Genomic DNA, 11,989 nt, shown 5'->3' on the forward strand with positions numbered 1-11,989 from the left:
GGCGAAGGGGAGCCGCCGTCGCGCAGGACCGAACAGCCGAGGACCGATCCCCGACCAGGAGAGTGCAGAGTCATGGCCGTAGAACCTGAGGGCACACCGTGCTGGGCCGATGCGATGTTCAGCGATCTCGAGGGAGCGAAGAGCTTCTACGGTGACGTGCTGGGCTGGACGTTCGGCGAGTCGTCGTCGGAGTACGGCAACTACACGCAGGCGTACTCGAACGGCAAGGCGGTGGCCGCCGTCGTGCCTCCGATGCCCGGCCAGGAAGGCCAGTCGGCCTGGTGCCTGTATCTGGCGTCACCGGATGTCGCCGCCACCGCCGAGAAGATCCGCGAAGCCGGCGGTCAGGTGCTGATGGAGCCGATGCAGGTGGGGGAGTTCGGTTCGATGCTCCTGGCCCGCGACCCCAGCGGCGTGGCCTTCGGGGTGTGGCAGGCGGGAACCCACGAGGGCTTCGAGGCCAAGGGCGAACCGGGCACGTACTGCTGGGCCGAGGTCTTCACCCGGGAGCCCGACAAGTCGGACGCCTTCTTCCCCGCCGTCTTCCCGTACAGCGTGATGCGCCTGGAGGACGACGCGGTCGACTTCAAGCTCTTCAACGTGGGTGACGAGACGGTCCTGGGACGGATGAAGATGACGGAGGAGTTCCCTCCCGAAGTGCCTCCGTACATCAACGTCTACTTCAGCGTCGACGACTGCGACGCGGCCGTGGCGAAGGCCACCGAGCGTGGCGGAGTGCTCAGGTTCGGGCCGATGGACAGCCCGTTCGGCCGCTTCGCGGCGCTCAGCGACCCGCAGGGGGCGTCGTTCTCCGTGATCGACATGGGCACGGCCAAGGGTGATATGCCCAAGATGTCAGACGCGTCGTCCTGAGTAGCCCCTATCTTCGAATCCCGGACCGGGCAGGACCGGGCACCGCGGACCGTGCGGACTGCTCCGCATGGCGCGCGCCGGTCCTGTGTTCCGTGATCTGCGGTCCGTGAGAGCGCTCTCACCAGGCCCGGGCCGGACGACGTGCGGCCCAGGCCCACGACGTACGATGCCGGTCATGGAACAGCGAGTACTGGGCAGGACGGGCCGGAACGTTTCCGTGGTCGGGCTGGGCACTTGGCAGCTTGGCGCCGACTGGGGCGACGTACGGGAAGAGGACGCGCTGGCCGTCCTCGACGCGGCCGTCGACGCGGGCGTCACGTTCTTCGACACGGCAGACGTGTACGGCGACGGCCGCAGCGAGCAGCTGATCGGACGCTATCTGCGGGAGCGGCCGGACGCCGGGGTGTTCGTCGCGACGAAGATGGGCCGCCGCGTCGAGCAGATCCCCGAGAACTACGTGCTCGACAACTTCCGCGCCTGGAACGACCGTTCGCGCAAGAACCTCGGCGTCGACACCCTCGATCTCGTACAGCTGCACTGCCCGCCCACGGCGGTGTACTCGTCCGACGCGGTCTTCGACGCGCTCGACACCCTCGTCGCCGAAGAGCGCATCGCCGCGTACGGCGTGAGCGTCGAGACGTGCGCCGAAGCGCTGACCGCGATCGCCCGGCCGGGCACGGCCAGCGTCCAGATCATCCTGAACCCGTTCCGGCTCAAGCCGCTCGAGGAGGTCCTGCTGGCCGCCGCCGAGGCCGGAGTGGGCATCATCGCGCGCGTGCCCCTCGCGTCCGGACTGCTGTCCGGCAAGTACACGAAGGACACCGTGTTCGCGCCCGACGACCACCGGACGTACAACCGGCACGGCGAGTCCTTCGACCAGGGCGAGACGTTCTCCGGAGTCGAGTACGAGAGCGGTCTCGAGGCGGCCGCCGAGTTCTCAGCGCTTGCCCCCGAGGGCGCCACGCCGGCGCAGACGGCTCTGCGGTGGATCATCCAGCAGGCTGGTGTGACCAGCGTGATCCCGGGTGCCCGCTCGGTGGCCCAGGCCCGCGCCAACGCGGAGGCCGCGCAGCTGCCCCCGCTCCCCGAGGCCACGCTGACGGCGGTGCGGGAGCTGTACGACACGCGGATCCGGCCTCAGGTGCACCACCGCTGGTAGGCGGTAGGCCTCCGGTGGCTCTGAGGGCCGGCCGGAGGCCGCTCCTGGCAGAGGGGAAGTCCGGGAAGAGGGCCGACTCCGGGAGAGCGCGGCACGGCCGATGGCCGTGCCGCGACCGTCGGCCCCGGGTCCGGACCAGCGGCCAGGCTCCCCAACTCCCGTAGTTCTCGGATGCGTTCGCGCGGATGCGCCTGCCGCGCCGCGCGATGCCCTACTCGTCGCGGAGTCCCTGACCGGCCAGATGCGCCCAGCCGCCTCCGCATGCTGCCCGGCTGACCGGCCATATGCGCACACCCGCCCCGCACGGTGCCTGACTGTGCGGAACCTGCCCGGGTGCGACCACCGTGGGGCAACCCCATAGGATGCGTCATGTACTCGACGGGTTCGTCGGGTCTGCCTCATGTCGAGGTCGGCTGGACCCCAGCGACGCCCCACACGGCGCTGAGGGGAGCCGGCCATGCGCCCCTCGCCCCTAGCGGACCTCGGACCGACCTCCGCGGACGTGGGCCCCGCGGCCCGGCCGTCCTGCGGCGGTGCCGTAAGCCGCCCCGCGGGAGGTCCGCACCGGACGGTGTGCTCGCCCTGCTGCGGGCCGCATACAAGGACAGACCCCGTCCCTGGCCCCCCTCCGCGCACGTAGTACAGCGTACGCAGCACGAAGAAAGGTGAACGACATGGCCCTGGCACTGTTCCGACGAAGGCGCCCTCTGGGCGGATCTCGCGGCGGAGCGGGGCTTGTGCTTCCCCTCCCGGCCGGAGCGGGCGGCTTCAGCCGAACGGTGGTGGACCCGCTGGGCCAGTCGCTGGGCGGCGCCGACGTCACGGTGACCTCGACGGAATCGCAGCGCGTCGCCGCGCAGGGCACGACCGATCCGTACGGCGTGTTCAGCGCTATGCTGCCCCCGGGCAGCTACAGCGTGATGATCACCGCGGAAGGCCTGCAGCCGCATCGTGAGAGCGTGGACATCGTGCCCGACGTGATGCTGCCGATGGACACCGTGCCGATGACGTCAGCCCCTCAGCTCGAACTGCCGCCGCCCGGCACCTGGCTCTTCGACCCCCCGCACACCGCGATCCGGTTCATCGCCAAGCACGTCGGCATGGCGAACGTCCACGGCCGCTTCACGCGCTTCGACGGCGGCATACGCGTCGAGCACGAGATGGAGCGCTCCTCGGTCGAGGTGAGGATCGACGCCTCGAGCATCAACACCGGCAACAAGACCCGCGACAACCATCTGCGGTCGGCCGACTTCCTCGACGTGGAGAACTTCCCGCACATCCACTTCGCCAGCAACCGCTTCATCTACCGCGGCGGAACGAAGTGGACGGTGCAGGGCTCACTCACCATGCACGGCGTGAGCCGTACGGTGGCGCTCGACACCACCTACCTGGGCGCGGTCAACGGCGGATACGGCGAGGAGCTGCGCTGCGCCGCCCTGGCCAAGGCCGAACTGCACCGCGAGGACTACACGCTGAACTGGCGGAGCATGCTGGCCCGCGGCATCGCCGTCGTCGGCCCGACCATCAAGCTGGAGCTGGACGTCCAGGCGATGTACCGCAGCCACGACACCCCGACCCCGCCGGAGTAGGCATCTGCTTCTTCACTGAACCACGAGGCCCCGCCGAGCAGTTGGCGGGGCCTCGGCCTGTGTTCGGCCGACTTCGCACGAGCACAACGGTAGTCCCGCCCGTCGACGGCAAGAACCGCGGGCACACTCCGGATGTCCATCCCACCATGAGCGGAACGGCTCACGCAACGGACGCTCCCCGGCGGCCCGCACTCGGGTACTGTGCCGCCGGTGTCGGGTGCAACTCGTATGCGCCGTACGTGATGTGAGCCATCACGTCACACAGAATTCGCGCTGATCACCTACCGGAGCGGGCAGCCATGACGACCGTCGACCTTTTCCACACAGACCTGGGTCCCGAAGACGCGCCCGCCGTGCTCCTGGTGCACGGCTGGGGCAGCGACGGCCGGGAGTGGTCCTGGCACTCGGAAGCACTTGAGGACGACTTCCGGGTGATCGTGCCGGATCTGCGCGGCCACGGCCGCTCACCGGTGCTGGAGAAGCACAACACACCCCTCGATATGGCGCACGACCTGGCGGTGCTCGTGGCACGCCTGGGTTGCGGGCCCGTCGTCGCCGTCGGTCACTCGATGGGTGGGCAGGTGGTCAACCTGATGGCCGTTCACCACCCCGACGTGGTGCATTCCGTGATCGCCCTCGACCCCGCCCATGGCGCACCGGAAGCCGACCTCGCCTTCATCCGGCCGAACCTCGCCGCCTACGAGAAGAACGGCTCCGAGGAAGCGGCCGACTTCATCGAGGCCGCCTTGGCCAAGACGGCGCCGCCCGGCCTGCGCGCCGCGCACGTGCGGTCGATCCTCGGCACGCCCGGGCATGTCATCGCGCAGTCGTACGCGGGCATGTACCTGGACGCGGGTGCCGTCGGCATCCGCCCGTACTCGGAGCAGTATCTGCACATGCGGTCCTGCCCGTCGCTGACCGTGTGGACGTCCGAGGCGATGGCCGCCTGGGAGCGCACCACCTTGCACGTGGCGGGGTCCCGCGTCGAGCACTGGGCGGCCACCGGTCACTATCTGCACGAGGAGCGTCCGAAGCGCACCTCCCGGCTCATCAGTGACTGGGTCCAGTCCCAGTGAACCGCTTGTTCAAGTGATCGTCCTCGGGCTTCGTGAGCGCCTGTTCACACTCGGCGCGCCACGACTAGCCGGCAGCGCGGACTTCCGTCCGGCTGCCGGCCGAGGTCCGACAGGGGCAGCAACTCCACCGCGAACCCGGCGGCCCTCAACTCCCGGGACACGTCGGGCAGCCGGAACGTGCGGTAATACATGACGAAACGCGGCCGCCACAGGGCGTTGCGCACGCGCATGGCCACGTCGAAGGACCACAGTGCCCAGTAGAGCCGTGATCCCACCCGGGGCGGTGCCACGATGGGGAAGGCGAACCGGCCGCCCGGCCGCAGTGCGGCGTGCACCTGCGTGAACAGCAGACCGTGCTCGCTGGGCAGGAAGTGCCCGAACGCCCCGAAGCTCACCGCCAGATCGAACTCCGGCCGGAAGGGCAGGGCCCGCGCGTCGGCACGGACCCAGTCCACCGCGGGGCCGCCGTCCGTACGGAGCTGATCGCCCGGAGCGCCTGGCTCGCCACCACCGCCGTGATCATCCATACCGCGTCGGCCGTGGCAAACGGCAGACCGTGCGGCGGACAGCATGCCGGCACTGAAGTCCACCCCGGTGACCCGGTCCTCGCACAGCTCCCGCAGTACGCCTACACCGGCGCCGGTGCCGCAGCAGACGTCGAGGCCCTTCTGGAAGGGGCCGAGCGGCCGGAGAGCGCTCACCACCGCGTCCAGCAGCCGGTCGGGGGTCCGGAACGGCGTCTGGTCGAACTTCGGCGCGAGCAGGTCGTAGCCGCGCTCGGTGGACGACAGCGCCTGCACGGCGAGCTCGAGGAAGGTGGGGCCCTGTGGAGTGAACATCAGTGATCAGCGTACTCATGCATGGCAGGCCGGACGAGATGCGCGAGACGGCCCCCTGTGTATGCCTTGAACGCATGGTGGAAGCGCTCTCATCGCTCTCACGCCCGAGAGGCACCCCGACGCCTTGGGAGTCACCCTTTGGGTGTCACCTCGAGACAACCAGGAGTGGTCATGGACCCGGCATCGTTCACCCCCAGTCCGCTAGCCGAGGTCGAGTGCCAGGCCGACCAGGGCCGCTGGACCCTGGTCTTCACCCGCGAACTGCGCCACCCGCCCCAGAAGGTGTGGGACGCCCTCACCGAGCCCGAGCGGCTCGCCGCATGGGCGCCCTACACCGCGGACCGGAACCTCACCGGCACCGGCGCCTTCACCCTCACGATGATCGACGACGAATCGCCCCAGGACATGGCGGCCGAGGTGCTCCGGGCCGAGCCACAGACCCTCCTGGAGTACACCTGGGGCACCGCCCAGCTGCGCTGGACCCTGGAAGCGAGTAGTACCGGTACACGGCTGACACTCCGGCACTCGCTCGAGGACCGCGAGTGGGTGCCCAGGGTCGCGGCAGGCTGGCACCTGTGCCTCGACGTCGCCGAGCGCCTGCTCGACGGACAACCCATCCCGCCGATCCGGGGAGCGGCGGCCGGGAAGTACGGCTGGCTCGAGCTGAACGACTCCTACGCGGAGACGCTCGGCATTCCCAGCACCGGCTGGCCCGAGGGTATGCCGAAGGACGACTCCTGAGCGCCGCCCGGTCCTGATGTGCACCGACGTCCGGTGCCCTCCAGGCGGGAGCCTGCTCCATCGTCCTGCAGCGTCCTGAAACCCTCCGGCTGCGTTCTGAGGTCGATCCGTCCCTCAGAGTGATCCGCTGAGCGTGAATCCGGCGTGGCGCGTCAGGCGGTGACCCCGTCGTCCTTCTGAGCCGTGTCGTCCTTCTCCGCAGCGGCCGGTGAGGCGGTGTCGGGCGTGTTGCCGGCGGCGAAGTAGAAGACGGACTTCTGCTGCTTGTTCCGCTGGACCTGACCCTTGGCGACGAGAGCCTCGAGGGTGTTGCGTACCACGGTGCCCTGGAAGGTGCGGTCCGGGTGCGCCGCTTCCAGGCCCGTGGTGACTTCGGCGGACGAGCGCGGTTCGCTCTGCCCGTCGAGGTGACCGAGTACGAGTTCGCGGAGCGTGGGCGCCCCGGCGGCCTTCGTCTGCTTGGCCGAGTCCGTTGCGGGCTGCGTCTTCTTGCTGCCCTTCGCGGCCGCCTTGCCCGCAGCCGCCTTGCGCCCGGCCGTCTTGGTCTCGGTGGTCTTCCCACCGTCCTTGGTCCCGGTGGTCTTCCCACCGTCCTTCGTCGCGGCGGCCTTCCCAGCGTCCTTCGGTTTGCGTGCGGTCGGCACCGCGGCCGGCTTCGGGGCCACCACGGGCTCCGGCGAGGCAGTGACCGCCCCGTCGTCGGACAGGGGCGCGGACGACTCGTCCGTGAGGGCCTGCTGCACGCTCACGAGCAGCGCGTGGTCACGTCGCAGAGCCTGCAACTGGTCATCGAGAGCGGCCAGTTCGGCGCCGATACGTTCCTGCTCCTTGACGTTGCGCTCGAGGTCACCCGCAACCTGGGTGACGTACTGGGACTTGAGGTTCGTGGCGTCCAACGTGTCTTCTGGCATAACGGCCTTCTTCCCTGGTGTGTGGAAATGATGTGGGTGTTAGTGCGGGATGGTACTCACCTACGGCACGCGAGGGGACGGTGTACGCGATGCCCACCCGCCCGAGTGTTGTCATCGTGGCGTCACGGTGACGCCGCTCGGGGGTCGGGACAGCCCACCACGCCGCCCACCCAGGGTCGGAGGCAGCCGAGGTGCTGCCCGGCAGCGGCGGTGTCCACTGCCGGGCATACTGGTGCCATCTGCGTGGAACCGGTCTATGCATGACCGAAAGTGCGAGCCCCTACATTTCGAACCCTCGGATTGTCGTGCTGGCAGTGCAGCCCGGTGATCCCCCCTTCCGCATCGTTGAGATCGACGGAGAGGTGGTCGGTCAGGCCAGGACCATCACGGACGTGCTGTTCCAAGCTGCGGTCGCCGGCATCACGGTCCATGACCTCGACGATCCGGACGTGGTGCGCTGGGTGGGCGGTGGCAAGTACACCTGGAAGGTGCACTAGATCTCCTCTGGTCGGTGACCACCGGCTGCCTCTGCCTGCCAGGTGCCGTACGTGCCCTGCGTGCCCGCCTCGGCCGGGAACAGCGGCCCCGGGAGTGCACAACCGTTCCCGGCCGTGGGCGGACGACACAGCGGAGGGGCGAAGCTGCCGCGGCCTGCCGACGGCCGGGCGGCGGCGCTCCGGACTGGTGGCGAGGCGGCCCCGGCAACCGTTCGCGACGCCGGCGAGGCCGTCGCGGCGTCGATCAGCCACACCTGCCCCTCGGATTCGTCCCGGAGCTTGACCACGACCTCGGAGCCCCCGGTCGGCGACGCCGGGGCCACGGCCAGCTCCGCGCGCCAGCGGGGGATCAGCCGGCCCTGCAGGGTGAGGTCGTAGCGCACATCCGCGGCGTCCGGTGTCTTCGGTCCCGCGCAGTCACCCAGCGCGACCACCCCGTCGACCGCATGGGAGTCCAGGCAGAGATCGGGCTCGGCCACGCTGCGCAGCAGCCCGTCACTCTCGTAAGACCACTGCTGTGCGGTTGCGGACGAGCACGTCGCCAGCTTCGTCGCCGTGCCCACCTTCGGTGCCCGGCCCTGGATGTCGAGGCACAGCCCGGCGGCGGCATTGCGCAGCCTGGTGCGCAGAGGGGACGTGGAGATCCCGGTGGAGGACGGCGGGAGTGTGGATGAAGCGGTGGGTGCCTGGGAGCCGGGGGCGGCCGTAGTGGCGGTGGCTCCGCCGGGGAAGGCCGGTCCGGCGTCATTGCCGCTGTCCGGCCAGAGGCTCGCGGCGAGCAGTCCGGCCAGCAGAACTGCCGACCCGACACCTATCCCTGTGATCACCGCCCTCGAGTTGTCCCGGGCCAGAACGGAGCGCATGCCTGCGGCGGTGACGCGCGGCAGGTGACGATGGCGTCCGGGTCCCGAATGTCGGCGTGGGGGCACGGGGGAGGGTTCGGGCCGCGCGGGTCCCGCTCCGGGACGGCGGCGGGTGGGCCGCGTGTCGAGATATCGCCTGGCGCCCCAGGCGAGCACCGACTCGGCCAGCAGGACGCCCAGCCTTCCGTCGAAGTGGCCGAGTTGCTCGGCCGCGTACCGGCAGTGCCGGCATTCGGCCACATGCCGTTGTACGTCGGGCAGCAGCGCGCCGCCGCGGCGAATGGGGACGTCGAGCAGTCGGCTGTAGTGGCGGCATTCCGGGTTCGTGGCGAGTTCTGCATGGGTGCGGAGGCAGGCTGATCGGAATTGTTCGCGGGCCTGCTCGAGTTCGGCCAGTGCGGTGTCGGTATCCATGCCGAGGAGTGCCGCGGGTGACGATATCGGTTCGGCTTCGACCTCGGTGTGCCACAAGAGGCACTGTGCGTCCGCCGGTATTGCCTGAAAGGATCGCCAGGCGAGGATACGGTTCTCCGGAGCCGTGACTTTCGACGTCCTCATCTCACGGCCGTTGACCGGTTTTCTGGGCTCTGGCAGAAGTGCGGAGACGTGCTGATCGGTGGACCATGCCTTGGCGATGTCCCGTACGGCCACAAGGAGTTGGGGGCGAAGGGCGGCGGTGGGCTCCGACTGTCGAAGGGTCTGCAACACCTTGTCGAATGCCGCGGTGGCCAGTACCGCCGCCGCGTTCTCCGAGGAGGCGGTGCAGATGGCGGCGTAGTCGCGGACCGGTTCCCAGTGCCGTACCAGCAGGACGGCCACGGCATGTGTGTCGTCGGTTTCGGCGGGCTCCCGCAGTACGGCCGCAAGGCGCGCCTCGGTATCCGCGGGTGCCGGACCGGGGGTGGGTGGATATGGCGGGTGAGGGGGGTGGGGGGTGCGCACAGGGACATTCCTTCCGGGGCAGCACTATGTGGCACGCAGAAGCTCTGACCGAGGAAAAGAAGCCCCGCTTGGTGCAAGCCTTTAGGCAATGCGGAACGGGGAAAGCGGCCCCGGCTTGCGGGGTTGTTCAACTCGGTCCTTTTCCTGCGCGAACAAGTCCTCACCCTTGCACAGGGTCCTCTGGCGCAACAAGGGATTCGGGCAACCATGGTTTATGCCAGGGAGTTGAGGGCGCCCGCTGCCGCAGTTATTCGTACCGGCTTTCGAAGCCGGGGGAGTTGGGGCTGCGGCCCGCTGCCGAAGGCTCGGCCGCCCGGCCGTACGGCTCTCAGTAGAGCATCATCCACACGACGGCCGCGGTGATCGCGACGGTCGCCATGCCGGCCATCCCCGCGTGCATCCAGAAGGCTGCGGATCCGCCGCGATGGGGTGCTTCGCGGTAATCGTCGCGCGTGTATGTCGCCTCGCGGAGCTGGACGCACCAGATGCATTCGTCCGCCGCGTGTGCCGGCGGTGCGGGCTCCGTACGCGCGCGTGGCGGACGGATGCCGGAGGCCTGGATGTCGTCGTTTCTGTCGAAGCCGTCCATACCTTTGGCCAACGGCTTCCTGCCTGCCGGGCAACGGCGTCGAGGCTCACCTCACCCCATCGTCACCCGAGTGGCGGTCAGTGGGCGCCCGTGCCGGATCCCTCGAGCGTGGTGGCCAGCTGCACGGCGGCCCTGCGGAGTGCGAGTTCGAGGATGTCCGGGGAGTTGAGCAGTCCGCTGCCGTCGGGCGGCTCCAGCCAGCGGATGGCCCCGGTGGTCCGCATGGGGGCCGGAGCGACGATCCATGTCCCCTTGCGGGCGTAGCGAACGCCTGCGCCGGTCCAGAGGCTTGAGGTGTCCGGCGGAAGGAAGAAACCGATCCGGTGCGAGTCGAAGTCGGCCAGGACCGGACCCGGGTCGAAAAGGGGCAGGCGAAGCAGGACGTCGAGGGTGAACAGGCCGAGGTCTTCCGGGACGATCAGCACGTCCCAGAGCCGCCCGGCCGCAAGGAGTGTGGTGCCGGACTCCCCGTGTTCCCAGTCGCGTTTGCACTTCCTCGGATCGGGCGCGGCGGCTGCAAGCCACTCCACCGCTCTCTTCGAGGCTGTTCGCTTCATCGTTCTCCCGTCTGACTGTGCCCCTGAACATGACGGACGCACCCCTCGAAGGCTCACGTCGGTGGTCGTCCCCACCGACGTGGATCCCGGGGTGATCCATCCTTCTCCGGCCCGGAAGGGGTGGCGCAACATGGCGTTTCCCTGTGAGTTACCTGTGAGGGGGAGCGCGCGGTCCGCCGCGCAACACTCCCGGGCGCGGGGCGCGAAAGGGGCGCGTAACACGATCGGGGTAACATTCAGTGCATTCACTGCTTCCGGTGGAGCGGCACGAAGGCGTCGCCTCACCGGCCCCCACAGCGCGTTGGATGAGGCCATGGACAGTACATCCGCCACCCCTGGGTGCCTGCCAGGACACACGCACCACCACGCGACCTACGCCGAACTCACCGACGCCTACTGGCTCGAGCCGCCGATATACACCCACAGCCGGTACGCCGTGGATGAGGCCGCGGGAGACGAGGCATACGCGGAAGAGGGGCAAGACGGGGAAGAAGAGCCGCAGCACAACCCGCATCCGAAGATCCACCACACAGCGGTATACGCCGCCGACTGAGCCCGTCGGGCACCGGTGACGCCGCCGTCACGGCGAGGAGCGGCCGGTCGGCGGGCCCCGGTCCCAGGGGACCGTGCGAGCCGCCGGCCGCGTCCTCACCCTTTCAGCGCGTCCCTTTGCAGCGCGTCCTTGCCCTTACAGCCCGGGCGCCCCCCACACCGGGAACCAGCGCGTCAGATCCTGCTCGAGCCGCAGATCGTCCGCGACCGCCGCCCTGACCTGCAGTTCCAGGGCGTGGTCGCGGCGCTCGCCCGGCAGCGGCGCGAAGGGGTAGAACGTGCCCCGCTTGTACAGATAGACGAGCGCGAGCGTCCGTTGCTCCGCGTCGCGGAAACCCACCAGTGAGCACAGCAGCCCGGTGGCGAAACCGCTGTCCTGGAGGGTGCTGTTGACCGCGTGCAGATCCCCGACCAGGCCGGGCAGGTCGTCGGGGTCCCGCTGCGAGAGCAGCCACGTGTAGCCGTACTCGTCGCGGCTGAACGCCACGGGGATGCCGCCCCGGCCGGTGTCCGCGTTGAGCAGTTCCCGGACGTCCTGCCGGATCTGCTCGAAGGCCGCGCCCTCGGCGGTGGCGAAGCACACCGAACCGCGCCCGGTGGGTGTGAACCCGACAGCGGCCTGCAGGGTGACCGCCGCCGACGGCAGCCCGAAGAGCCGGTCGAGATCGGGCAGCGCCGGTTTGCTGCGGCCCAGCAGTACGTCCAGGAAACCCACAGCGTCGTCAACTCCTCGGTGCGTCCGGGCGAGATCAGTGCGTACGGGCGAGGTCAGCGCGTAGGGGCCGGGTCGGTGCGTACAGG

13 protein-coding genes are annotated in these 11,989 nt (G+C 69.5%); 7 read left to right on the forward strand and 6 right to left on the reverse strand.

Annotated elements, in window-relative coordinates; genetic code table 11:
- Positions 1 to 72: 72 nt before the first annotated feature.
- The 4 genes from ABT009_RS03635 to ABT009_RS03650 all read left to right on the forward strand — a co-directional run bounded on the left by ABT009_RS03635 (position 73) and on the right by ABT009_RS03650 (position 4,697).
- Positions 73 to 873 (forward strand): VOC family protein, encoded by an 801-nt coding sequence (locus ABT009_RS03635; RefSeq protein WP_351289107.1) that lies wholly within the window; start codon positions 73 to 75, stop codon positions 871 to 873.
- A gap of 166 nt (positions 874 to 1,039) precedes the next feature.
- Complete coding sequence (locus ABT009_RS03640; RefSeq protein ID WP_351289109.1) at positions 1,040 to 2,032, forward strand: aldo/keto reductase; 993 nt, start codon at positions 1,040 to 1,042, stop codon at positions 2,030 to 2,032.
- 674 nt (positions 2,033 to 2,706) lie between these two features.
- Positions 2,707 to 3,621, forward strand: coding sequence for a YceI family protein (locus tag ABT009_RS03645; protein ID WP_351289111.1), 915 nt, complete (start codon positions 2,707 to 2,709; stop codon positions 3,619 to 3,621).
- Between the two features lie 299 nt (positions 3,622 to 3,920).
- Positions 3,921 to 4,697, forward strand: coding sequence for an alpha/beta fold hydrolase (locus ABT009_RS03650; RefSeq protein ID WP_351289113.1), 777 nt, complete (start codon positions 3,921 to 3,923; stop codon positions 4,695 to 4,697).
- A gap of 44 nt (positions 4,698 to 4,741) precedes the next feature.
- Here ABT009_RS03650 and ABT009_RS03655 read toward each other — a convergent pair whose 3' ends face one another.
- A complete protein-coding gene (locus ABT009_RS03655; protein WP_351289115.1) occupies positions 4,742 to 5,536 on the reverse strand; it encodes a class I SAM-dependent methyltransferase in 795 nt (264 codons plus the stop codon).
- 171 nt (positions 5,537 to 5,707) lie between these two features.
- Between ABT009_RS03655 and ABT009_RS03660 the strand changes: the two genes are divergently transcribed.
- Positions 5,708 to 6,277 carry an SRPBCC family protein gene (locus ABT009_RS03660; RefSeq protein WP_351289117.1) on the forward strand — a complete coding sequence of 190 codons (570 nt, stop codon included), beginning with the start codon at positions 5,708 to 5,710 and terminating at the stop codon, positions 6,275 to 6,277.
- A 152-nt stretch (positions 6,278 to 6,429) separates the two neighbouring features.
- Here ABT009_RS03660 and ABT009_RS03665 read toward each other — a convergent pair whose 3' ends face one another.
- Positions 6,430 to 7,188 (reverse strand): hypothetical protein, encoded by a 759-nt coding sequence (locus ABT009_RS03665; protein ID WP_351289119.1) that lies wholly within the window; start codon positions 7,186 to 7,188, stop codon positions 6,430 to 6,432.
- Positions 7,189 to 7,448: 260 nt separating this feature from the next.
- Here ABT009_RS03665 and ABT009_RS03670 point away from each other — a divergent pair, with 260 nt between their 5' ends.
- On the forward strand, positions 7,449 to 7,685 hold the full coding sequence (locus ABT009_RS03670; protein WP_351289121.1) for a hypothetical protein: 237 nt from the start codon (positions 7,449 to 7,451) through the stop codon (positions 7,683 to 7,685).
- On the opposite strand, the gene ABT009_RS03675 is transcribed toward ABT009_RS03670, so the two are convergent.
- From ABT009_RS03675 to ABT009_RS03685, 3 genes are all read right to left on the reverse strand, one after another.
- Positions 7,682 to 9,367 carry an RICIN domain-containing protein gene (locus ABT009_RS03675; RefSeq protein ID WP_351289123.1) on the reverse strand — a complete coding sequence of 562 codons (1,686 nt, stop codon included), beginning with the start codon at positions 9,365 to 9,367 and terminating at the stop codon, positions 7,682 to 7,684. The two genes, ABT009_RS03670 and ABT009_RS03675, sit on opposite strands and share 4 nt — an antisense overlap.
- Positions 9,368 to 9,818: 451 nt before the next feature.
- Positions 9,819 to 10,091, reverse strand: coding sequence for a hypothetical protein (locus tag ABT009_RS03680; RefSeq protein WP_351289125.1), 273 nt, complete (start codon positions 10,089 to 10,091; stop codon positions 9,819 to 9,821).
- A gap of 65 nt (positions 10,092 to 10,156) precedes the next feature.
- Positions 10,157 to 10,636, reverse strand: coding sequence for a hypothetical protein (locus tag ABT009_RS03685; protein WP_351289127.1), 480 nt, complete (start codon positions 10,634 to 10,636; stop codon positions 10,157 to 10,159).
- 313 nt (positions 10,637 to 10,949) lie between these two features.
- On the opposite strand from ABT009_RS03685, the gene ABT009_RS03690 reads away from it, so the two are divergent.
- Positions 10,950 to 11,189: a hypothetical protein gene (locus ABT009_RS03690; protein WP_351289129.1), complete on the forward strand. Its 240-nt coding sequence runs from the start codon at positions 10,950 to 10,952 to the stop codon at positions 11,187 to 11,189.
- A gap of 135 nt (positions 11,190 to 11,324) precedes the next feature.
- Here ABT009_RS03690 and pspAB read toward each other — a convergent pair whose 3' ends face one another.
- Positions 11,325 to 11,903: a PspA-associated protein PspAB gene (pspAB, locus tag ABT009_RS03695; protein ID WP_351289131.1), complete on the reverse strand. Its 579-nt coding sequence runs from the start codon at positions 11,901 to 11,903 to the stop codon at positions 11,325 to 11,327.
- Positions 11,904 to 11,989 lie beyond the last annotated feature (86 nt).

The organism is Streptomyces sp. NPDC002896, from assembly GCF_040295225.1.
Lineage (GTDB): Bacteria > Actinomycetota > Actinomycetes > Streptomycetales > Streptomycetaceae > Streptomyces.

Coding starts and splice junctions, on each gene's coding strand:
- ABT009_RS03635 (WP_351289107.1), top strand. CDS start 73: ATGGCCGTAGAACCTGAGGGCACACCGTGCTGGGCCGATGCGATGTTC.
- ABT009_RS03640 (WP_351289109.1), top strand. CDS start 1,040: ATGCCGGTCATGGAACAGCGAGTACTGGGCAGGACGGGCCGGAACGTT.
- ABT009_RS03645 (WP_351289111.1), top strand. CDS start 2,707: ATGGCCCTGGCACTGTTCCGACGAAGGCGCCCTCTGGGCGGATCTCGC.
- ABT009_RS03650 (WP_351289113.1), top strand. CDS start 3,921: ATGACGACCGTCGACCTTTTCCACACAGACCTGGGTCCCGAAGACGCG.
- ABT009_RS03655 (WP_351289115.1), bottom strand. CDS start 5,536: ATGTTCACTCCACAGGGCCCCACCTTCCTCGAGCTCGCCGTGCAGGCG.
- ABT009_RS03660 (WP_351289117.1), top strand. CDS start 5,708: ATGGACCCGGCATCGTTCACCCCCAGTCCGCTAGCCGAGGTCGAGTGC.
- ABT009_RS03665 (WP_351289119.1), bottom strand. CDS start 7,188: ATGCCAGAAGACACGTTGGACGCCACGAACCTCAAGTCCCAGTACGTC.
- ABT009_RS03670 (WP_351289121.1), top strand. CDS start 7,449: ATGACCGAAAGTGCGAGCCCCTACATTTCGAACCCTCGGATTGTCGTG.
- ABT009_RS03685 (WP_351289127.1), bottom strand. CDS start 10,636: ATGAAGCGAACAGCCTCGAAGAGAGCGGTGGAGTGGCTTGCAGCCGCC.
- ABT009_RS03690 (WP_351289129.1), top strand. CDS start 10,950: ATGGACAGTACATCCGCCACCCCTGGGTGCCTGCCAGGACACACGCAC.